The sequence below is a fragment of the Bordetella tumulicola genome, from assembly GCF_965138755.1.
Taxonomy (GTDB): domain Bacteria; phylum Pseudomonadota; class Gammaproteobacteria; order Burkholderiales; family Burkholderiaceae_B; genus Bordetella_A; species Bordetella_A tumulicola.
This window is the reverse complement of record NZ_CBCSFP010000007.1, coordinates 234486-255998: the sequence shown is the minus strand read 5'-3', so window position 1 is coordinate 255998 and position 21513 is coordinate 234486. Positions and strand designations below refer to the sequence as shown.

Annotated in this window: 16 protein-coding genes; 7 read left to right on the top strand and 9 right to left on the bottom strand. The window is 61.0% G+C overall.

Features of this window, described 5'->3' with window-relative positions; all coding sequences use genetic code 11:
- Positions 1-19 precede the first annotated feature (19 nt).
- The gene (gene metG / locus ACNAZS_RS18320; protein ID WP_415791924.1) at positions 20-2095 is read right to left on the bottom strand and encodes a methionine--tRNA ligase; all 2076 of its coding nucleotides are present in this window, start codon (positions 2093-2095) and stop codon (positions 20-22) included.
- A 186-nt stretch (positions 2096-2281) separates the two neighbouring features.
- On the bottom strand, positions 2282-2563 hold the full coding sequence (locus ACNAZS_RS18315) for a hypothetical protein (RefSeq protein ID WP_415791922.1): 282 nt from the start codon (positions 2561-2563) through the stop codon (positions 2282-2284).
- A gap of 99 nt (positions 2564-2662) precedes the next feature.
- Here ACNAZS_RS18315 and apbC point away from each other — a divergent pair, with 99 nt between their 5' ends.
- The 6 genes from apbC (at position 2663) to ACNAZS_RS18285 (ending at position 13256) form a co-directional block, all read left to right on the top strand.
- Entirely contained in the window at positions 2663-3769 is a 1107-nt protein-coding gene (gene apbC, locus ACNAZS_RS18310; protein WP_415791920.1) for an iron-sulfur cluster carrier protein ApbC, read from the top strand.
- Between the two features lie 3 nt (positions 3770-3772).
- Positions 3773-5650: an autotransporter assembly complex protein TamA gene (locus ACNAZS_RS18305; RefSeq protein ID WP_415791918.1), complete on the top strand. Its 1878-nt coding sequence runs from the start codon at positions 3773-3775 to the stop codon at positions 5648-5650.
- Between the two features lie 2227 nt (positions 5651-7877).
- The coding region (locus ACNAZS_RS18300; protein WP_415791916.1) for a translocation/assembly module TamB domain-containing protein at positions 7878-9480 on the top strand (1603 nt) is incomplete at its 5' end.
- A 63-nt stretch (positions 9481-9543) separates the two neighbouring features.
- Positions 9544-10110, top strand: coding sequence for a dCTP deaminase (gene dcd / locus ACNAZS_RS18295; protein WP_415791914.1), 567 nt, complete (start codon positions 9544-9546; stop codon positions 10108-10110).
- Positions 10111-10436: 326 nt separating this feature from the next.
- Positions 10437-10883: a hypothetical protein gene (locus ACNAZS_RS18290; RefSeq protein WP_415791912.1), complete on the top strand. Its 447-nt coding sequence runs from the start codon at positions 10437-10439 to the stop codon at positions 10881-10883.
- Between the two features lie 111 nt (positions 10884-10994).
- Positions 10995-13256: an Orn/Lys/Arg family decarboxylase gene (locus ACNAZS_RS18285; protein ID WP_415791910.1), complete on the top strand. Its 2262-nt coding sequence runs from the start codon at positions 10995-10997 to the stop codon at positions 13254-13256.
- A 98-nt stretch (positions 13257-13354) separates the two neighbouring features.
- Here the strand turns inward: ACNAZS_RS18285 and ACNAZS_RS18280 are convergent, their stop codons facing one another.
- The 7 genes from ACNAZS_RS18280 to ACNAZS_RS18250 are packed head-to-tail and all read right to left on the bottom strand — an operon-like array spanning position 13355 to position 20559.
- On the bottom strand, positions 13355-13765 hold the full coding sequence (locus tag ACNAZS_RS18280) for a Zn-ribbon domain-containing OB-fold protein (protein ID WP_415791908.1): 411 nt from the start codon (positions 13763-13765) through the stop codon (positions 13355-13357).
- A 2-nt stretch (positions 13766-13767) separates the two neighbouring features.
- A complete protein-coding gene (locus ACNAZS_RS18275) occupies positions 13768-14925 on the bottom strand; it encodes an acetyl-CoA acetyltransferase (protein ID WP_415791906.1) in 1158 nt (385 codons plus the stop codon).
- Positions 14926-14959: 34 nt separating this feature from the next.
- Positions 14960-16117 (bottom strand): acyl-CoA dehydrogenase family protein, encoded by a 1158-nt coding sequence (locus ACNAZS_RS18270; RefSeq protein ID WP_415791904.1) that lies wholly within the window; start codon positions 16115-16117, stop codon positions 14960-14962.
- Between the two features lie 25 nt (positions 16118-16142).
- Positions 16143-17684, bottom strand: coding sequence for an acyl-CoA synthetase (locus ACNAZS_RS18265; RefSeq protein ID WP_415791902.1), 1542 nt, complete (start codon positions 17682-17684; stop codon positions 16143-16145).
- Positions 17685-17702: 18 nt separating this feature from the next.
- Positions 17703-18560 (bottom strand): MaoC family dehydratase, encoded by an 858-nt coding sequence (locus ACNAZS_RS18260; RefSeq protein ID WP_415791900.1) that lies wholly within the window; start codon positions 18558-18560, stop codon positions 17703-17705.
- A 34-nt stretch (positions 18561-18594) separates the two neighbouring features.
- On the bottom strand, positions 18595-19572 hold the full coding sequence (locus tag ACNAZS_RS18255; protein ID WP_415791898.1) for a Bug family tripartite tricarboxylate transporter substrate binding protein: 978 nt from the start codon (positions 19570-19572) through the stop codon (positions 18595-18597).
- Positions 19573-19593: 21 nt separating this feature from the next.
- Complete coding sequence (locus ACNAZS_RS18250) at positions 19594-20559, bottom strand: Bug family tripartite tricarboxylate transporter substrate binding protein (protein ID WP_415791896.1); 966 nt, start codon at positions 20557-20559, stop codon at positions 19594-19596.
- A 192-nt stretch (positions 20560-20751) separates the two neighbouring features.
- Here ACNAZS_RS18250 and fabG point away from each other — a divergent pair, with 192 nt between their 5' ends.
- Positions 20752-21504, top strand: coding sequence for a 3-oxoacyl-ACP reductase FabG (gene fabG / locus ACNAZS_RS18245; RefSeq protein ID WP_415791894.1), 753 nt, complete (start codon positions 20752-20754; stop codon positions 21502-21504).
- The last annotated feature ends 9 nt before the right edge of the window (positions 21505-21513 follow it).

Below are 21513 nucleotides of genomic sequence, written 5' to 3'. Positions count from 1 at the left end.
GTACGCGTCGTTGTGGTGCTTAGCGCACGCGCATCCCGGGCTTGGCGCCAGGCCAGGGTGCAAGCACATAAATCCCCGTATCGACCGAGTCATCGGTGTGACTGGCTGCCAGTACCATGCCTTCGGAGATGCCGAATTTCATTTTGCGCGGCGCCAGGTTGGCGACCATGACCGTGAGTTTTCCGACCAGATCTTCAGGCTTATAGGCGGACTTGATGCCGGAAAACACGTTGCGATGACGGCCTTCGCCGACGTCGAGGGTGAGTTGCAGCAGCTTGGTCGAACCTTCGACATGCTGGCAGTCGACGATTTGCGCGATACGCAGGTCGATTTTGGCGAAATCGTCGATGGTGATGGTGTCGGCGATGGCCTCCCCGCCCGGGGTCGGCGCGGCCGGTTCGGGCGCGACAGGCGGTTCGAAGAGTTTGTCCAGCATGGTCGGATCCACGCGTTGCATCAGGTGTTTAAAGGGGGTGACCTGCTGCGGCAGCACGGCGGCATCCGCCCAGGTGTAAGCCTGTTGTGCGCCGAACAGGTCGCAGGCGACGCGTTCGGTCAGGGCCGGCAGAACGGGGGTCAACATGACCGACAGGGCCTTGAAACCTGCCAGCGAGCGCGAGCAGATGTCTTGTAGCGCGGCTTTCTGGGCGGCGTCAGCCGTGCCGATGCCTTTTGCCAGCACCCAGGGCTGGGCGGTGTCGAACGCCTGGTTGATCCCGTCGGCATAGGCCATGATTTCGCGAATGGCGCGGTTGTATTCACGGGCCTCGAATGCCGCGCGGACGGATTCAGCCTGGGCCGCAAACTCGGCCGAGAGGGAATCAGTATCGCCCGTGTAGGCTAGCGCGCCGTCGAAATGCTTGGTGATGAAGTTGGCGGCACGGCTGGCGATGTTGACGTATTTTCCGACTAGGTCGCTGTTGACGCGCGCGATGAAATCATCGGGGTTGAAATCGATGTCTTCGACCTTGGCGTTGAGCTTGGCGGCAATGTAGTAACGCAGCCATTCGGCGTTCATGCCGATGTCCAGATAGCGTAGTGGCGAGATGCCGGTGCCACGGCTCTTGGACATTTTTTCGCCGCTGACCGTGATGAAACCATGCACGTTGAGCGCGTCCGGCGTTTTGCGGCCCGCAAATTTCAGCATGGCCGGCCAGAACAGTGCGTGAAAGTAAATGATGTCTTTGCCGATGAAGTGCACTTGTTCGGTGCTGCCCTGCGGATCCAGCAAGGCATCGAAATCCAGGCCTTCTTTGGTGCAGTATGACTTCAGCGAGGCCAGGTAGCCGACGGGCGCGTCCAGCCAGACGTAGAAATACTTGCCGGGGGCGTCAGGGATTTCAATGCCGAAATACGGCGCATCGCGCGAGATATCCCAATCACCGAGCTTGGCTTGGCCGTCGTCGCCACCCAGCCATTCGCGCGTTTTGGCCTGAACCTCGGATTGCAAGTGCTTGAGGCCAATGCGGTTGGTGCCGGTGGTCCAGTTTTGCAGAAACTCGACGCAGCGCGGATCTGACAGTTTGAAGAAAAAATGCTCGGAGGATTTCAGAACGGGCGTGGCGCCGGTCAATGCCGAGTACGGATTGATCAACTCGGTGGGCGCATAGACCGCGCCGCAGACCTCGCATGAATCACCGTATTGGTCTTTAGCGTGGCATTTTGGGCATTCGCCCTTGATGTAGCGATCGGCCAGGAACATGCCCTTCAGGGGGTCATAGAACTGTTCAATGGCGCGGGTTTCGATCAGGTCTTGTTCTTTGAGCGCTCGATAGATGTCATGCGACAACGCGACGTTTTCGTCGGAGTCGGTCGAATGCCAGTGGTCAAAGCGGATATGAAAACCGTCCAGGTAGCGTGGACGTTCAGCGGCGTAGCGGGCCACCAGGTCACGCGGCGAAATACCTTCCTTTTCGGCTTTCAGCATGATGGGCGCGCCATGCGCGTCGTCCGCTCCCACGAAGTGCACCGTGTGGCCGGCCATGCGCATGGTGCGAACCCAGATGTCGGCCTGGATATATTCCATGATGTGGCCGATATGGAAGGATCCGTTTGCGTAGGGAAGCGCGGTCGTGACGAATAGGGTGCGGGACATGTCGTGGATGGCGGTTCAGGAAAGGACAGACCGTTATTTTAACGGTCGTGCCAGAGGAAGTGATTGGGACGGAAAATGCAGCCCCCTGCGCCAGCTCGGGCCGGGGCAGGGGGAACACAATGATACGTCGAGACGCGCCGTCACGCGCAGGCGCGACGAGGGCAGGCTGCCGGTGAAGCCGGGCGCTTAGCGGATTTCGCGGACTTCGACGTCGATGACCTCGCCACGCGGCGGGGTAAAGGACGACGAGGATGCCGAGCCGGGCCGGAAGGAATTGCCGCGGGTGGTCTGGCGCTGGCTCCAGTAGGCGCGCACGCCAAAGGGCTTGCCACGGACTTTGGCCACGATGTACAGGATGCCGACCGCGATGGCGGTCGATATCATGAAGGCCAATGCCATGACCATGCCGACTAGAGCCAAGACGGCGAAGGCAACGGCGCGGAGGAATCGGGAAATAGTGTCGATCATGATGGTCGGATGCAAAACAGGAGAAAAGGTTCCCGTGTATCCGCTATCCTTGGAGGGTAGCGGCGGGCGCGAAGCCCTCCTGCCTAGGGAATGAGAGTAATGAGTATAACGATAGCGGAAGTTCGTGCTGCTTTGCAGACGGTAACAGACTCGCCAGATTCCGGGAGCCCGGCTGCGAGCTCGGTGTCGAGGTCATTTGTAAAAAATAGTGACATTCAACTCGACGGTACGTCGGTCACGGTCACGTTGCGGCTGGGATACCCGGCCGACGCCATCGCGGCGCGTATTGAGCAGGCCGCTCAGCAGGCGCTGATCCGGGCGGGTGCTTCGCAAGCTCAGGTGACCGTATGTTGGGCCGTACAGAGCCACGCGGTGCAGCGCGGCCTCAAACCGCTGCCAAATGTGCGCAATATTATTGCTGTAGCCTCGGGCAAGGGAGGTGTGGGCAAGAGCACGACGGCGGTCAATCTGGCGCTGGCTCTCGCGGCCGACGGGGCGAGGGTCGGCATTCTGGATGCCGACATCTATGGCCCTAGCGTACCTACCATGTTGGGGATCGCCGGTCGTCCCGCCAGTCATGACAATAAGACGATGGAGCCTCTGATCGGACACGGTCTGGAGGCGAATTCAATCGGATTTTTGATTGATGCGGATGCGCCGACTATCTGGCGCGGCCCCATGGTCAGCCGGGCGCTCGAACAGATGCTGAATCAGACCAATTGGGGAAATCTGGATTATCTGATTATTGATATGCCACCGGGGACGGGTGATCTGGCGCTGACCCTGGCGCAGAAGGTGCCAGTGGTGGGCGCGGTGATTGTGACGACGCCGCAAGACTTGGCGCTATCGGATGCCCGCAAGGGGTTGCGCATGTTCCAAAAGGTCGACGTTCCGATCCTGGGTGTGGTCGAAAACATGGCGGTGCATATTTGCACCCAATGTGGTCACGCCGAGCACATTTTTGGCGAAGGGGGCGGGCAACGCATGGCCGAACAGTATCAAACCCCCTGGCTAGGTAGCCTGCCGCTGATGATGCGCATTCGCGAACAAACCGACTCGGGGCGTCCCACCATGGTGTCCGAACCGGACGGCGAGGCCGCACGGCATTATCGCGATATCGCGCGCAAGGTCGCGGTCGGTGTCGCGGCGCTGCCACGCGATATGGCGGGCAAGTTGCCGTCCATTGTCGTGCAGCCGTCGAGCTGACGTATGCGGGTCGCGGTAGCGCTGATACTGGCAGGGTTGTTGGGCATGGCGGGTAGTGTGCGTGCGCAGGCGCCCGAGGTCATCATCGACCCGGGCGGCGTGCCCCCTGCGGCCCTGACGTCGATTACCGAGGCGGTGGCTGCGATCACCCGGTTGGCCGATGATCAGGACGGAGGAGAACTCAGTCGCCTGCGGCGTCGCGCTCGCGACGCCGCAGTGGCCGCGTTGGCGACACAAGGGTATTTCACGCCCATCGTCACGCTCGATGCGGGTACCGATGTCGCTGGGGAAACCTGGGATATTTCGATTGAGCCGGGTAAGCGCGCGGTCGTGACCGCGGTCGATTTGCAATTCACGGGGAGGGTGACGCGGCCAGAGTATGCGCAGCGCATCGCCGAGTTGCGCAAAAATTGGTCGCTGGCCGTTGGGCAGCCCTTTGTTAACAGTGAGTGGAACAAGGCCAAGTCGGCTCTCCTGGAGGCGGTGTCGTCGCGCGATTTCATGATGGCGTACATGACACGGTCGGATGCGGCGGTGTTTGCCGATTCCGCCGAGGTGCATCTGGCGATAACGATCGATAGTGGCCCGCTGGTGCGCATGGGGTCCCTGAACACACAGGGATTCAAACGTGTGCCCGAGTCATTGGCGAACCGTTATGTACGCTACGACAAAGGTGAGCCGTATAGCCAGGACAAGCTCGATGGGTGGCAGCAGGATCTGCAATCGACCTCGTTTTTTCGTGGTGCATTCGTGACGCTGGGGACGCCGTCGTCGGAAGATGCGCCTGCTGCCGGACGGGGGGGGCCGAGTGAGCTGGCCGCGGCGACGCCCGGCGGGGATCCCGCGGTGTCGGGTGGCGCCACAGCAACGCCGATGCCTGCACGAGATTCGGATGGGGAGGTCACGCTTCCCGTCGATGTGCGTGTGGTGGAGGGGCCGGCCCGGCGTTTGAGCACTTCCATTGGCGTGGATGACGAGGCGGGCGTCCGTGGCGAGGTGATGTATCGGCAAAACGTGGTGTTTGGCTTGCCTGTCACGTTGGAGAGTGGCATCAGCCTGGATCGTTTGGAACAACGCGCTTTTGCCGACTTTCATTTACCGCCTGATGAAAAGGGACAAAAAGATTCTATTGGCGTGTTGGCCAGTCATTCGGACATCCAGGGGTTGGACGTGCGTCGCGTGGCGCTCGGGGCGACGCGGCTACGCGAACGAAAAGGGGCGGGCGATAGCCGGGTCGAATACGAAAACCGCTGGGGGGTTTTGCTGGCGTATGACAAAGTCAAAATCGATGGTGGCGACGAGTTCAATTTGCCCACGGCGACGCTGACATCGGAATGGCTGCGGCGTGACGTCGATAACAAATACGATCCGCGCGAAGGCAATCTTATTGCGGTCGGCGGAGGCGCCGGGGTGGTATTGGACACCGGCAAGCCCTTTTTCCGAGCTCGCTTGCGTGGCCAGAAGTGGTGGCCGGTGGGCGAGCGCGATGTGCTGACGTTGCGAGGCGAGGTGGGTCGGGTCTGGTCTGATTCGCAGACGCGAGTGCCTGATGATTTTGGTTTCCGCACGGGGGGGGCGCGTTCTATTCGTGGCTACCGTTATCAAAGCATCGGCGTGGAACTGGACGATGCGGTGGTGGGCGCGCCCACGCTGGCCGTGGCCAGCCTTGAATACGACCATTACTTCGACGAGCGCTGGGGGATGGGGGTCTTTGTGGATGCGGGCGATGCCGCGGAGTCGTTCGGCGAGATGGAGTGGCACGTGGGCTACGGCGCTGGGTTACGGGTGCGGACACCGGCGGGCCCAATTTTTTTGGATTTGGCATACGGTCAAAAAGAACGTGACCTGCGTCTGCATTTTTCGTTGGGGATCGCGTTTTGAATGCGTTTCGAGCTCTGTTGCGCCACGTGTTGATATGGTGGCTGCCTCTGCCGATTGCGTTGGTGGTGCTGTTGTGCGCGTTTGCGCTGTGGCTGACCGGAACGCAGCCGGGAACGCGGATGCTGCTGAACGTGGTGGCACAGCAGTTTGATGGCCAGGCCGACGATATCCAGGGCACGATACTGAGTGGGCTGCAGGTTGGACGGTTGCAGTTGGCGTTCCCGGGGACGGCGGTGGACTTGACCGATCTTCGATTGGATGTGGGCTGGAGCGAATTGGGATATCGGCGGTTGCACGTGCAGGAATTGTCCGCCGGCAAGGTAAAGGTGGACTTGACTTCGACGCCGGAGGAATCCGAACCACTAACGCCTGACGAGCCGTTCGTGATGCCCGAATTGCCCGGCAAGGTGACGGTCGACCGGTTCGCCGTGGGGGCGCTGGACGTGACGCTGGAGGGTGAGCCCATTCCGGTGTCAGTCAGTAATTTAGCCGCGAGCTTGGGGGTCGATGAGGCGGGTGCCCGGCTAACCATTGATCGCGTGCATGTGGCGCATGAGCAGGTATTGGCGGATTTGAGCGGCCAGTTGAATGTGCGGGAGCTGGCGGATCCATGGCCGCTGCGGGCGACGCTGAACGTCATGGCTCAAGGTCTCGGGAAGGATTCCCCGCTATGTGCCAGTCGCATGTTGGCCGCGCAGCGTTCCTCGAAGGCGGTGGCACCAACGAAGTCGAAAAATGGTGCGTTGGCAAAGTCCAAGAAGGCGACGTCCAAAAAGGTCGAATCCAAAAACGGCGCGCCGACGGAATCCCCCCGAAAGGCCGCCGACAATGCCGAGACGATGCCGACCGAAAAGTGTGCCGCGACTGTGCAGATGCAGGCCGAGGGGTCGCTGGAGCAATTGAAGGTGAGCCTGGATGGGGCGACGGCCGATGGCGCGCTGACATTGTTGGCGCAGACGGGGCTGGCGTTTGATCAGCCCTTTCCGCTGCGTACCGCCAATGTGAATATGCGGTTGAGTGATCAGTCTGGACTGACCGTCACGCTGGATCGTCAGCCCATTGCGCAGCAACCGGGCATAGACCGGCTCGTTGCCACGCTCGATGCCGACCGCCTGGATCTGGGTAATCTGGTGGGTGATGTGATTCCGCCAGCGTTGCTGACCGCACGCATGGCGGTCGATGCGCAGGTGGCCGATGTCGTTGATGTGCGGCACGCGTCGATCCAGGCCACGATCGCCAAGGGCAGTCGCTGGAATAAGCATGCGCTGGCGGGGACGTTGAGCGGACGTATTGATGCGTTACCTGCGCCGGCTGCATCGACCCCCACTCCGACATCTGAGCCTGCGGCGCCCACCGTCACGCCCTCAGCGCCCTCATCGTCGACGGCGTCCGCGACCCGTGCCGATGATCCGCTGGCCGGTTTTCAATTGCGTGACCTGTTGCTTGACGTGACGCTGGGTCCCAACCGGGTGCGCGCGCAGGGTGAGCTTAGTCAGGGCGAAGGGGCGCTAACCCTGGATGCCAATACGCCGCGGCTGGACGCCTTCTGGCCGGACCTGCCGGGTGGCGCTTCCCTGAAAGGCAAGCTGGACGGTCGTCTGGCGCAGCATCGTGGGCAACTCACGGCGCGTTATACCCCGGGCAATGCCCGCGCGGACACGCTGGGACGCGCACCGATGCAGGCTGAATTGGTTTTTTCCGGTGGTTGGGGGCCGGGTGGGGAGCGTCGGCTACCTCCCGCGGATCGCGCTAATCAGGCCGGTCAGTCCGCTGTCGCCGCGGCGCCGGGGACGTCTCCCACTGCGCCGGCCGCTTCCGCTGCGCAGATAGGCTGGCGCGGCAAAATCGAGCGATTGAGCGCCGGCTCGATGAACTTTGCGGTGGCGTTGCAGCCTGTGGCGCTGTCCTTTTTACCGCAAGCGGCTGCACCGCTATGGCAATGGGAAGTGGGCGCTACACAACTCACGGCAACGCTCCCAGACAAACAGCGTGCCGTGATTGCCCATCAAGGTTCCCGTGGCGGGCCGGGGCGGTGGCAGACGGCCGGTCGCGCCGACAACCTGGTTATCACGAGATCCATGCTGCGCCAGATCATGCATGCCCTGGATCCTGAGGCGGTGAGAGAGCGTCGGCAGCGTGTCAATACGTCTCCTTCCGATGGACAGCGGCGGATCGCCCTGGATGCTTCCTGGGATTTGCAGTTTGCGGGGGCGCTATCGGGTACGGNGCGCGTTGCGCGCCGTGATGGCGACCTACGCATTCCGGGCGACCCGCCGATTCCGCTCGGATTGACCGATCTGGTTGTGGACGTCAAGGCGACGCCAACCGGGGGCGGCGCCAGCCGTTTGGCGGCGACGCTGGATGTGCGCACGAAGAAAATGGGCACGATTACCGGCGCGGCCAACGCGGTGTTGGTCGCAGGCGCCGATGGCTCGCTGGCGCTGGACGAACGCCGTCCGATGAGTGTGAATCTGGACGCGGATATTACTGATCTGACTTGGGTGGACCTGTTTGTCGGTGACACCATGGAAGTTCGCGGCAAAGTGCAGGCCAAGGTAGAGGCGACCGGCACGCTGAAAGGCCAGTGGAAAACCACGGGTACGATTCGCGGCCAGGCGCTGCGTGTGGTACGTATTGACGAGGGCGTGCGTCTGATCGATGGTACGTTGGAGGCGCACCTGGACGGGACGCGCCTGGTGCTGGATAAACTCAGATTCCCGGCGTCGCTGCGCGTCATGCCGGACGAGTGGCGTACCCGAGAATGGATTACCAGCAATCCCGATGCCAAGGACGGTTATGCCGAGGCAACGGGGCAATGGGATCTGCAGACGGCGCAGGGGCAGATCCATCTGAAGCTGCATCGATTCCCCGCGCTGCAGCGCTCGGATCGCTATGCCATGGTGTCGGGGACCGTAGATGTCGATGCTCAGTTGCCGCGATTGTCGATTACCGGTGATCTGACGGCGGACGCTGGTTGGTTCAGTCTGGAAATCCTGCAAGGTGTGCCCAGCCTCGATGAAGACGTACGCGTGATCAAGGCGGGCGACGCCGAAGAGAAGAAATCATCGCCGATACAGATGTCGATGAGTTTGAAGTTCGATATGGGTCCCCGCTTTTACATTACAGGCATGGGCCTGGACGCCGGGCTATTGGGCTCCATCCAGATTCATATGGGGGACGGTCGATTGACGGGCGTGGGCGCGTTGCGCACGCGCGGCGGGGGCATCGAGGCCTATGGACAGAAGTTGCGGCTGCGGCGCGGTACGCTGACTTTCCAGGGGCGCCTGGATAATCCTCTCCTGGATATCGAGGCGCTACGCACCGGCGATCAGGTCGAGGCGGGCGTCAAGGTCGGGGGCACGGCGCAGCGTCCACGCATTGACCTAGTGTCGTATCCCGATGTCAGCGACGTCGAAAAACTATCCTGGTTGGTCCTCGGGCGCGGTCCGGATGAAAATGGTAATGACGCGGCCCTGCTGCTGTCGGTGGGGGCGGCGCTCCTGGGTGGCGGGCAGCCGTTCTACAAGCAGTTCGGGCTGGATGACGTCAGTATCCGCTCGGGCGCCATTGGCAGTTCAGGCAGTCTGCTGCCGGACCGCACGGTGGCCAGTCAGGTTAACCTGGACAGCAATAGTGAGTTGGCGACGCAGTTCCTGGTGGCCAGCAAGCATTTTGCCAACGGGATTACGCTCAGTGTCGAGCAAGCGATGTCGGGCTCGGAAACGGTCGGACGCGCCAGTTATGAGCTCTCCCGTCGATGGTCGCTGGATCTGAAGGGAGGGGCGGTCAATGGGCTTGCGCTGGTGTACCGGACGTTCTTCATGGATTGATCCGGTCGGCCGGTCTGGCGAAACGATAAAATAGCTGTCAATCAACCTGGGCGAATTATTACCATGAGCATTAAAAGCGACCGCTGGATCCGACGTGCGGCCGAGGCCGGCATGATTGAACCGTACGAGCCGGGCCAAGTACGCACGGCCGCCAATGGCGGCCGTATCGTCAGCTATGGCACCAGCAGCTATGGCTACGACGTGCGTTGCGCCACCGAATTCAAAATTTTTACGAACATCAATTCCACGATCGTCGATCCCAAGCAATTCGACGAAAAGTCGTTCGTGGATTTTTCGGGTGATGTGTGCATCATTCCCCCCAATTCATTTGCCTTGGCGCGTACGGTCGAGTTTTTCCGTATCCCGCGCAGTGTGCTGACGATTTGCGTGGGCAAAAGCACGTATGCCCGCTGCGGCATCATCGTCAATGTGACGCCGCTTGAGCCCGAATGGGAAGGCCACGTCACGCTCGAGTTTTCCAATACGACGCCATTGCCGGCCAAGATCTACGCGGGCGAAGGCTGCGCGCAGATGTTGTTTCTGGAAAGCGACGAGGTCTGCGAGACGTCCTACCGCGATCGTGGCGGCAAATACCAGGGCCAGCGCGGCGTGACCTTGCCGCGTACCTGATTGAGTCGGTGATCGGGCGACGGCCGGGTTGACGGGTTTGTCCGCCGTTGATTCGTTCGCGCGAAGGGGCGCCAATGTGCGCGTAATGTGGTGTTAATGCAACAAAAACGCGTGTCATGACGTGTCGGGATAAGGCGCGCATGCTCACGCCAGACGGTGCATGGCCCACCGGAAAGCACGCCACGTATGGGGTTGAGGCTCAGATGACATGACGTGCGCGTTCGTAACCAGGTCACACTGGTCTCGATAATGCGCTGCGGCTGCGTACATGCGGCAAATATAATGGGCTTATGTCATGCGCGGGGTTACCGGCGCAGGAGCCCAGGATGTTTGGTTTCCACAAAAGCACCCAGCAAGTAGAAGTCGACGTGCAAGATGAGTTCATCGAGCGCGTCAACGCGGCGGCCGAGGATTTTTTGGCCGTTGTGCCCAATCATGGAGCGCTAGATTATTCCCCCCAGAGCGTGCAGGCCCTGGACGCTGTGCTCGACGAGGTCTATCAAGGGCGTCTCTCGCTGACGCCGATGCAGACCGTCGGTGCTGCTGCGTACTTATACGAGCTCTGCCGCCGGCAGTATGGCGGGCTATACGAGGTCTGCGACGATGACGATCCCGTCGTTCTGGTGACTGGTGAACCTGACTTCGATGTTTGCCTGTGCGCGATTTCCAAAGTCGAGCAGCGCGTGCGCCAGGGGTCGACCGAGTCCTTGCTGGCATTTTTCCAGCGATATGTCCGCGCCGTGGACTCGCGACAATCCGGTACTATCAATTGATACGCCTCAACAGGTTGTAAATGTCTGCCCCAAAGGGCCGGGCTGTCAACCTGTTGTCCTCATCTCGCTGTACACTCGCCTCCGTTTTGGCCGTGCCTCAGGAGCGCCCGCATGAAATTCCGCTTCCCCATTTTCATCATCGACGAAGACTATCGTTCCGAGAACGCCTCGGGTTTGGGGGTTCGTGCATTAGCGACGGCGATCGAGGCCGAAGGTGTCGAGGTCATCGGTGTCACCAGCTATGGCGACCTGAGCTCGTTTGCGCAGCAGCAGAGTCGTGCCAGCGCCTTTATTCTGTCGATCGACGACGAGGAGTTCGACGTTGATTCGCCCGAAGACGTGGCGGGTGCGATCAAAAAGCTGCGCAGCTTTATCGGTGAACTGCGTTTTCGCAATGCTGACATCCCGATCTATCTATACGGTGAGACACGGACGTCCGAGCATATTCCGAACGATATTCTGCGTGAGCTGCACGGCTTTATTCACATGTTTGAGGACACGCCGGAGTTCGTGGCGCGTCATATCATCCGCGAGGCACGTAGCTACGTTGACAGCCTGGCTCCGCCGTTTTTCCGGGAACTGGTCAACTACGCCCAGGACGGCTCGTATTCATGGCACTGCCCTGGCCACTCAGGTGGCGTGGCGTTTCTGAAGAGCCCCGTCGGACAGATGTTCCACCAATTTTTTGGCGAGAACATGCTGCGTGCCGACGTCTGCAACGCGGTGGACGAGTTGGGACAGTTGCTGGATCACACCGGTCCGGTGGCCGAATCCGAGCTGAATGCCGCGCGCATTTTTCATGCCGATCATTGCTTTTTCGTGACCAATGGTACGTCCACGTCCAATAAGGTCGTGTGGCACGCCAACGTTGCGGCGGACGACGTGGTGGTGGTCGACCGTAACTGCCACAAGTCAATTCTGCATGCGATCACGATGACGGGGGCGATCCCGGTGTTTTTGCGACCGACGCGCAATCACCTGGGCATTATCGGGCCGATCCCGCTCGAGGAATTTGATCCCGAAAACATCAAAAAGAAAATCGAGGCCAATCCCTTTGCGCGCGAAGCGGTCAACAAAAAGCCCCGCATCCTGACGTTGACCCAAAGCACCTATGACGGTGTCATCTACAACGTCGAGATGATCAAGCAAAAACTGGGCGACTACATCGACACGCTGCATTTTGACGAAGCCTGGCTGCCGCACGCGTCGTTTCACGAGTATTACCAGGACATGCATGCGATCGGCCAGAATCGTCCACGTCCGCAGGGACCGATGGTGTTTGCCACGCACTCGACGCACAAGCTGCTGGCCGGTATTTCCCAAGCCTCGCAGATCATCGTGCAAGAGTCCGAATCGCGCAAACTGGATCGCAATATTTTTAACGAAGCCTATTTGATGCACACCTCGACCTCCCCGCAGTACGCGATCATCGCGTCGTGCGATGTGGCGGCGGCGATGATGGAGCCGCCGGGCGGCACCGCGCTGGTCGAGGAGAGCATCCGTGAGGCGATGGATTTCCGTCGCGCGATGCGCAAGGTGGAATCCGAATTCGGTAAGAACGATTGGTGGTTCAAGGTGTGGGGCCCCAATCGTCTGGTGCCAGACGGTATTGGCCATCGCGACGATTGGATCCTCGAGGCCAATGATCATTGGCACGGCTTTGGTGAGATGGCCGAAGGATTCAACATGCTGGACCCGATCAAGGCAACCGTGGTCACTCCGGGACTGGATATGTCGGGCAGCTTTGGCGAGACCGGGATCCCGGCCGCGCTGGTGTCCAAATATCTGACCGAGCACGGGGTCGTGGTTGAGAAAACCGGTCTGTATTCGTTCTTTATTCTGTTTACGATCGGCATTACCAAAGGCCGTTGGAATACGCTCTTGACTGCTTTGCAGCAGTTCAAGGACGACTATGACCGCAATCAGCCACTGTGGCGCATCTTGCCCGATTTCTGCCGTGGCCATCGCCGCTATGAGCGGATGGGCCTGCATGATTTGTGCCAGCAAATTCACGAGGCTTATCGTTCCAATGACGTTGCGCGCCTGACCACCGAGATGTACCTGAGCGATATGGTGCCTGCGCTCAAGCCGTCGGATGCTTTTGCACGGATGGCGCACCGCGAGGTCGAACGTGTGGAAATCTCCCAGCTCGAAGGCCGCGTCACCGGTGTATTGCTGACACCCTATCCGCCGGGTATTCCCCTGCTGATCCCGGGCGAGCGCTTTAACCGCACGATTGTGCAGTACCTGCAATTCGCACGCGACTTTAATGAGCGCTTCCCGGGGTTCGAGACCTATATCCATGGTTTGGGCGAAGAAACGGGACCGGACGGCGAAAAGCGGTATTACGTGGATTGCTTGATCGAAGAATAGGCGGCTGCGGCTTATCCGAAGCGTGTTAGGGAATACGGCGCCAGCGCGGCGATAGACAGTTCGCCGGTTATCGCGCGCGCGATCAGGCGCGACCTGATCTAGGTCTGAAGGCGAAACTGCGGCAGAGCCATGCCATCGGGCAAATCCTCGAACACGACCTGCACGCGCGCTCCCATATGCACGGCGTCGGGCGGCGAATCGACGATGTTGGCCATCATCCGGGTGCCTTCGTCCAGGTCGATGGCCGCTACCACATACGGCAGGCGCTCTTTCATGTAGCTGTGGGCGGCCCGGTGATTTACCGTAAATGTATAGATTGTGCCTTTGCCGCTGCAGGGCATCCACTGCAGTTGGTCGGATAGGCAGGCAATGCAGAATCCGCGCGGGTAGAACTGGCGCGCGCCGCAGGCCTGGCATTCCTGGATCACCAGTTTATGAGCTGCAGCGGCCTCCCAGTAGGGGCGCGTAATGTCAGTGGGCTGGGGGATGGGGCGTTGTCCGGAGGTCATGCTCATACTCCAAGAATCATAGTGGTATTGGCGGAAAACACCAGCCCCGGCGCGTGCACCATGGCTAGCCTGGGGTCGGGCAACTGGCGTTGGCCGCACTCGCCGCGCAGTTGTTTCACTGCTTCGATCACCAGCAGCATGCCAAACATGCCGGGGTGGTTGTACGACAGCCCGCCGCCGGACGTGTTGATGGGGAAGGCCCCGTCTGGCCCCAGCCGTCCGCCCGCCACGAAATCCTTGCCCTCGCCGCGCTTGCAGAAGCCCAGTTCTTCCAGTGACTGGATGACGCCGATGGTGAAGTGGTCATAGATCTGCACCACATCGATGTCGCTGCGTGACACGCCAGCCATGGCCAGCGCCTGGTCGGCTGTCTTGGCTACGTCCGTGTCGAGCCAATCGCCGGTATTGAAAGGCGTGTAGTGGTGCGCGAAGGTCTCGGCGATGCCGCGCACGTACACCGGCGGTCGCGCCAGGTCGCGCGCGCGTTCGGCGGTGGTGACGACTAGCGCACCCCCCGCATCGGTAACCAGGCAGCAATCTCGTTGGCGCAGCGGTTCGGCGATGTAGGCCGACGCCAGTACGTCGTCGATGGACAGCGGGTCCCGTTTGTAGGCTTTGGGGTTCAGCATCGCCCACTGTCGCGCCGCGACCGCCACTTCCGCCAGGGCTTGCGGCGTGGTGCCGTAACGGTGCATGTGCAGGCGGGCTACCATGGCGTAATACCCGATAGGGCTAAGTTGGCCGTAAGGGGTGATGAACTGGCCGCGCGGACTGCGCGTGTCTTCGGCGACGACGCCTAGCTTGCGCGACCCATCCGACAACTGGGTGCTCCCATAGGTGATCAGCGCCACGTCGCACATGCCCGCGTGGATGGCGGCCATGGCATGGCGGATATGCAGCACGTTCGACATGCCGCCCACATTAGTCGAATCGACATAGCGGGGGCGGATACCCAGGTATTCCGCCACTTGCAGACTTGAGAACCGGTCGTCGGTGTGTGCGAAGATGCCGTCCACGTCGCGCAGTACCAGGCCGGCGTCGAGCAGGGCCCGCTGGGCGGCTTGCCCTTGCAATTCCAGTGCGCTTAACCCGGGGACCTTGCCCAGGTCCGACTCGGCTGCACCCGCGATGGCAACGGATCCGGATAAATGATCAGTCATAAATGCTCTCCGTCCTTGGTTGGTATCGGCCTGTCTACAGCGACCGGGCGATCAGTTCCCGCATGATTTCCGACGACCCGCCGTAGATGCGGTTGGGCCGGACGTCGGTGTACGCCCGCCCGATGGGATATTCGCGCATGTAGCCATAACCACCATAGAACTGCAGCAGGTCGTCAATTGCCCGGGTGGCCTCGGTGGCCCAGAGTTTGGCCATTGCCGCGCCGGCGGCGTCCAGCGTGCCGTCCATGTAGCGCAGGATGCAGCTGTCCACAAAGGCGCGGGTGGCGGCGGCGAGGGCCTTGATATCGGCCAGCTTGAAGCGGATATGCTGGTTCTCGATCAGCGCCTTGTCGAACGCGCGCCTTTCCTTCGTGTACTCGATGGTCCAGTCCAGTGCCGCTTCCAGCGCAGCAGCGCAGCGCACGGCAATCATCAGGCGTTCCCTGACCAACTCTTTCATCAGGTATCCGAAGCCCTGGCCGGCTTCGCCCACCAACGTGTCCGTCGGTACTTCCATATCCTGGAAGAACAGTTCGCAGGTGTCCTGTGCCTTCTGTCCGACCTTGTCCAGCAGGCGGCCGCGTTTGAAGCCCGGCGTGGATGTATCGACCCAGAACAGGCTGATGCCACGCGCGCCCGCCACAGGGTCGGTCTTGGCCACCACCATGACGCGGTCTGCGTGCAGGCCGTTGGTAATGAAGGTTTTCTGGCCGTTGATAAGATAGCCGTGCTCGGTTTTCTGGGCCGTGGTGCGGATGGCCTTCAGGTCGCTGCCGGCACCGGGCTCGGTCATGGCGATGGCGCCCACGATGTCGCCTTGCGCCATGCCCGGCAGGGATGCGTGTCTCTGGGCCTCGGTACCGAAATTTAGCAGGTACGGCGCCACGATGTCCGAGTGCGTCGTGAAGCCGGTGATACCGCTGGACAACGAGCTGGCGATTTCTTCCAGCACCACCACCGTATACAGGAAGTCGCCACCCGCGCCGCCATACTCGTCGGGGATATTGGTTAGCAGCATGCCGATCTTCCCCGCCTTGCGCCACAGGTCGCGGGGGACGTGCCCTTCGTTTTCCCACTGGGCGTGCCAGGGGCTGATTTCGTCCTGGATGAAGCGTGTAATGGTGCGGCGGAACTGATCATGTTCCGCCGAAAAACCGGGTCGCCGATAGGTACTGGCCTGGATATTCGCCATAGCTGTTCCTTTAATGTCGCCTGCGTTAGTGCGCAATGCCGACGTCTTGCGGCCAATACCGCTGTTTGACCAGGCGCTTGAGTAGCTTGCCCGATTCGGTGCGTGGCATGTCGGTAATGAAGTCGACCGTGCGCGGGCATTTGATGTGCGAAATATGGGTGCGGCAATAGTCGATCAGTTCGTTGGCCAGCGCCTCGCCGGCCAATTGCGGATCGATCAGTTGCACCACGGCTTTGACCTCTTCGCCGAACTCTTCATTGGGCACGCCGATAACGGCCACGTCCTGCACGGCCGGATGCAACGCCAGGCGGTTCTCGGCTTCTTGGGGATAGATATTCACGCCGCCGGACACAATGGTGTTGGACAGACGGTCGGTCAAATACAGGAAGCCGTCCTCATCCAGATAGCCGATATCGCCGTAGGTGGCCCATCCGTGTTCGTTGTAGGCGCCACGGGTTTTCTCGGGATCGTTGTGGTACTGGAAGCTGCCGCCACCGGAAAAGTAGATGGTGCCCGGCTGCCTGGGCCCGAGTTCCCGGCCATCCTCATCTACGATGTGGACCTTGCCGAACTCGGGGATACCCACTGAACCCTTGTGCTGCAGCCATTCGTGCGAGCTCAGCGAGGTGCGACCCACCAGTTCGGTGCCGCTGTAGTATTCATACAGAATCGGGCCCCACCAAGCGATCATGGCTTCTTTGGTTTCGACCGGGCAGGGAGCGGCGGCATGTACCGCATAGCGCAGCGAACCCAGGTCGTAGGTGTTGCGCTGCGCCTCGGGCAGGCGCAGCAGGCGGATGAACATGGTGGGTACCCATTGCGAATGGGTCACTGCATAGTCCTGGATCGCGCGTAGCGCCTGTTCCGGATCGAACTTTTCCATCATGACGCACAGGCCGCCGGCGCGCAGCACAGCCATGTTCCAGCGCACGGGCGCGGTGTGATAGAAGGGCGCTGTGGACAAGTAGACGCTGTCCTGGTCGAACGCTTTCCATGCGCTGCGCGCCGACGTATCGGCGCGGAAGAATCCGTTGGCGGTCTCCAGTGGGCGCTTGATGCCTTTGGGCACGCCCGTGGTGCCCGACGAATAGCAGAAATCCGTGCCCTCCGGCGTTTCCGGCAGCGATACGTTGGCGGGAAAGCGGCCGATCCAGGTGGGATACGATTCGAACCCCGCGCGTTCCTCATCCATGAGGACGCAGATGGTGCTGCGCTGGCGGAAGGCGTCATACGACACTTCATTCAGGGTATGGCGCGAGCAGAACAACACTTTGGCGTCCGAGTCGTTCACGATGTATTGCACTTCGTCGCGCTTGAGGTGGCGACTGACCGTAACGTAGTACAGGCCGATGCGGTGGGCCGCGCACAGGATCTCGAAGTAATAAGGGTGGTTTTCCAGGAACACCGCGATCGAATCGCCGGTCTTCAGGCCGGTCGCCAACAGGGCGGCCGCGCATTGCCGCGTGCGCCTTTCCAGTTCGGCCCAGGTAACGGCGTATCCGGACGGAATCAGCCGATAAGCGATGCGATCGGGCGTATCCCGTGCATGGCGCTCGATAGGAGACATTCGGATTTCCTCCATGGTTCAGTCGATGATGGCGATGCCGTTGTTCAGCACCACGGCGCCGCGCTCGTGCGCCACGGCACGGAAGTGCACTGAGGTCGCGTGCCGCCATATTTCCACCCGCAGAGTCTCGCCAGGGTACATGGGGGCCGAGAAACGTACGGAAAAACTGCGCATCCTGGCCGGATCGGTCGGGCAGCAGGTCTTCAGCAGGGCGCGGGCGGCCATGCCGAAGGTGCACAGACCGTGCAGAATAGGACGGTCGAAGCCGGCCTTGGCGGCCATGGCGGGCAGCGCGTGAATGGGATTAAGATCGCCGTTCAGCCGGTACAGCAATGCCGCCTGCGGCAGGCTAGGTATCAGCACGGTGTGCTGGGGCGGGCCATCCGGTACGGCCGGCAGCGGGGCCAGCGGTTCGTCGCCCAGCCCGAATCCTCCGTCGGCCCGGCAGAACGACACATGTTCGATGCTGGCCAGCGGCTGGCCGCTGCCGGCATCGAAAATATCGCGGGTCGTGACCACCAGGGCGCCCTTGCCGGCTCCTTTGTCGACGACGCGGGCAACCCGGGTCTTGCTGGTTACCGCCGCTTGCGCGCCCACCGGCGCGTGGAACGTCATCCGGTGTTCGCCGTGCAGCAACTGCACCCAGTCGATACCGGTGTCGGGATGGGCGGTCCATGCACCCGGGGCGCCGACCACCGCCAGTCGGGTGGGTACGGCCAGCGTGTCCTGTTCGTACACGAAGCGCAGGTCTTCTTCATCGGTGGGCTGGCTGCCGTAGCCCAGCGTCAGGGCATACAGAATGCTGTCCTGCGTGCTGTAGCGATCGGTGCGGTCGTCGAAATGCCAGTTCCGCAAGCGTTCATACTGAATGGCCATACGTAGGTGATCCTGTTCAAGCGCCGTGTGGCGGTTACTGCACTTTGATACCGGCTTCCTGGATGACTTCGCGCCAGCGTTCGGTTTCCTTGCGGACGAACTCGTCGAATTCCTGGCTGGTGCCGCCGACGGGATTGCCGCCTTGCTTGATCAGTGTTTCGCGCACGCCCGGATCGGCCAGTACCTTGTTCAGTTCAGCATTCAGGCGCTGCACGTGCTCGGGCGGGGTCTTGGCCGACACGAACAGACCTAGCCAGGTCCCGCCAGCCAACTGCGGGTAGCCCAATTCCGCTACGGTGGGCACGTCGGGCATCAGTGGGCTGCGTTCCGCGCTGAAAACCGCCAGCGCCCGCAGCCGGCCCGATTCGATCATGGGCTTGGCAGTAATCATGTTGTCCACCATAAAATCCACCTGCCCCCCGACCAGATCGGTGATGGCCGGTGCCGCACCCTTGTAGACCACATCGATGGCAGAGATGCCCAGCTCTCGTTGCAGGACTTTGCCGATCAGGTGGCTGGAAGCGCCCATGGTGGAAATGGCCATCGCGATGTCGCCGTCCTTGGACTTGGCATAGGCTTGCAGCGAGTCCAGGTCTTTCACGGGCAGCTTAGGGTTGACCACCAGCACACTGGGCATGGAAATGACGTTGATGACGGGTGCGAAGTCCTCCATCTTGTAGGGCAGCTTGCTGTACAGCGAATAGTTGGCGGCGTTCGGACCCAGGCTACCCATGACCAAAACATGGCCGTCCGGCGTGGCGTTCAACATGCCTTGCATGCCGATGATGCCGCCGCCACCAGGCATGTCTTCGATCACCACGGGCTTATCTAGTTGGCGTGACAGCTTCTCGCCCATCAGCCGGCTCGTTAGGTCTAGGATGCCGCCGGCGGAACTGGGGGCGATGATGCGTATCGGTTTGGACGGAAAGTCCGAAGCTGCGGCTACGGGCGCTGCCAAGAGCACCGTTATCCCGGTACCGACAGCCAGGATGGCTGCTTTGATCTGCCTCATTTCGTTCTCCTTGAGCTGCGACTAATCGAGCTTCAGTGCGTTGTCGGCCACGAGCTTGTTCCATTTCTCGTATTCGGAACGCAGGAACGCCTTAGCCTCTACCGGACCGCCCGCCATGGGCGATGCATACAGACGTTCGGTGTAGGCCGAGGCTTCCGCCCCAGCGTTGATCTCGGCTACGGCTTGGCTCAGGCGCTCCACCACGTCGTCGGGCACATTGGCCGGCGCCACCAGCATGTACGAAGCCCCCACGTTGAAACCCTTCAGGCCGGCCTCGTCCAGAGTGGGTACATCGGGAAAGACTTTCATGCGTTCCAGACCCGTAACGGCCAGGATCTTCAGCTTGCCGGCCTGCACCAGCGGCACTTCGGTCGACACACTGCCGAACATCATGTCGATGTCCGCGGCCATCAGCGCTACCTCGGCCGGCGAGACGCCCTTGTAGGGCACATGGGTCAGCTTCGCACCTGTCATGGCCTTGAAGAGTTCACCGGACAAATGAATCGACGAGCCGACGCCGGCCGAGCCGAAGGTCAAGAAAGAGTCCGGCTTGGTGCTCGCCTGGATGACATCGTCGACGCTCTTGAAGGGTGAATTCGGCGGTACCACCAGCATGTTTGGGGTAGAGGCGATCAGCGCAATGGGAGCGATGTCCCTGTCCCAATCATAGGAATTGCGCTTGAGGGCTGCATTGGAGGCGATGTAATTGGCGCCCATGGCAATGGTGTAGCCATCGGGCTTGGTCTGGACCAATGACTGGATGGCCACGTTACCTCCTGCGCCCGGGCGGTTTTCCACGATGAACGGCTGCCCCAGCTTGCGCGAAAGCTGCTCCGCGTAGAAGCGTGCCAGCAGGTCGGTGGCGCCGCCAGGCGCGAATCCCACGTACATTTTGACCGGCTTGTCGGGGTATTCCGCATGGGCGGCAGGGGTGCCCATCATGGCCAGGCCGAGCGCTGCCGCAGACAACAACTTCAAAACTGCCATTTGTCACCTCCTGATTTTATAAGTGGATGCCATTTATTTATACGGCATGTCGTAGATTATAACGACATGCCGAATTTAATTGCAATGAATTCCGGGTATACGTATACTTCTACCGTATATCGGATTGTCGGGTGCCGTCCTGCCGCGGTGCCGAGCGTATGGTCTGGCAGTGCAGCCTTGAAGGGGAAAAAATTGGATTTGCAACTTACGGGAAAAGTCGCCTTGGTTACTGGTTCCGGCCGCGGCATTGGCTATGCCTCGGCATTAGCCATGGCACGTGAAGGCGCGCGGGTCGTCATCACCGACATCAATCCGCAGGCGGTCGAGTCGGCCACAGCGCAGTTGAAGGAAGCGGGCCACCATGCCCTGGGCGTGGTGGCCGATGTCTGCGACGCGCACCAAGTGCAGGCTTTGGCCGATCAGGCTGTCGCTGAGTTCGGGTCGATCGACATCCTGGTCAACAACGCGGGTTTCACCCGCGACAAGTATCTGACCAAAATGCCCGAAGCGGATTGGGATGCGGTGGTGGACACCATCTTGAAGGGCGCCTATTACTGCACCCGGGCCGCCCTGCCTTCCATGATGGAAAAGCGCTGGGGCCGGGTGATCAATATCACGTCCCGGGCGCACCTGGGCAACCCTGGCCAGACCAATTATTCCGCCGCGAAGGCGGGGTTGATCGGCTTTACGCGTTCGCTTGCCTACGAGCAGGGTAAGTTCAACATCACGGCGAACGCCATTGCGCCTGGGTTCGTCGAAACCGATCTGATCCGCGCGCTTTCCACCTATGAAACCCTGCGGGCCAATGCACTGGCCCGCCAGCCGGTGCAGCGCCTGGGGGCGGTAGAAGATATTGCTGACGCGGTTGCATTCTTGGCTTCGGCGCGCGCCAGCTTCATTACCGGCGAAACCGTGCACGTCACCGGGGGGCGGTACGCTAGCTAGCGCCGCAGG

What these genes read in the sequence shown, in the direction of transcription:
- ACNAZS_RS18275 (WP_415791906.1), bottom strand. Translation starts at nt 14,925, where the DNA reads ATGACTGATCATTTATCCGGATCCGTTGCCATCGCGGGTGCAGCCGAG.
- ACNAZS_RS18285 (WP_415791910.1), top strand. Translation starts at nt 10,995, where the DNA reads ATGAAATTCCGCTTCCCCATTTTCATCATCGACGAAGACTATCGTTCC.
- ACNAZS_RS18265 (WP_415791902.1), bottom strand. Translation starts at nt 17,684, where the DNA reads ATGTCTCCTATCGAGCGCCATGCACGGGATACGCCCGATCGCATCGCT.
- dcd (WP_415791914.1), top strand. Translation starts at nt 9,544, where the DNA reads ATGAGCATTAAAAGCGACCGCTGGATCCGACGTGCGGCCGAGGCCGGC.
- apbC (WP_415791920.1), top strand. Translation starts at nt 2,663, where the DNA reads ATGAGTATAACGATAGCGGAAGTTCGTGCTGCTTTGCAGACGGTAACA.
- ACNAZS_RS18255 (WP_415791898.1), bottom strand. Translation starts at nt 19,572, where the DNA reads ATGAGGCAGATCAAAGCAGCCATCCTGGCTGTCGGTACCGGGATAACG.
- ACNAZS_RS18290 (WP_415791912.1), top strand. Translation starts at nt 10,437, where the DNA reads ATGTTTGGTTTCCACAAAAGCACCCAGCAAGTAGAAGTCGACGTGCAA.
- ACNAZS_RS18305 (WP_415791918.1), top strand. Translation starts at nt 3,773, where the DNA reads ATGCGGGTCGCGGTAGCGCTGATACTGGCAGGGTTGTTGGGCATGGCG.
- ACNAZS_RS18270 (WP_415791904.1), bottom strand. Translation starts at nt 16,117, where the DNA reads ATGGCGAATATCCAGGCCAGTACCTATCGGCGACCCGGTTTTTCGGCG.
- metG (WP_415791924.1), bottom strand. Translation starts at nt 2,095, where the DNA reads ATGTCCCGCACCCTATTCGTCACGACCGCGCTTCCCTACGCAAACGGA.
- ACNAZS_RS18250 (WP_415791896.1), bottom strand. Translation starts at nt 20,559, where the DNA reads ATGGCAGTTTTGAAGTTGTTGTCTGCGGCAGCGCTCGGCCTGGCCATG.
- ACNAZS_RS18260 (WP_415791900.1), bottom strand. Translation starts at nt 18,560, where the DNA reads ATGGCCATTCAGTATGAACGCTTGCGGAACTGGCATTTCGACGACCGC.
- ACNAZS_RS18315 (WP_415791922.1), bottom strand. Translation starts at nt 2,563, where the DNA reads ATGATCGACACTATTTCCCGATTCCTCCGCGCCGTTGCCTTCGCCGTC.
- ACNAZS_RS18280 (WP_415791908.1), bottom strand. Translation starts at nt 13,765, where the DNA reads ATGACCTCCGGACAACGCCCCATCCCCCAGCCCACTGACATTACGCGC.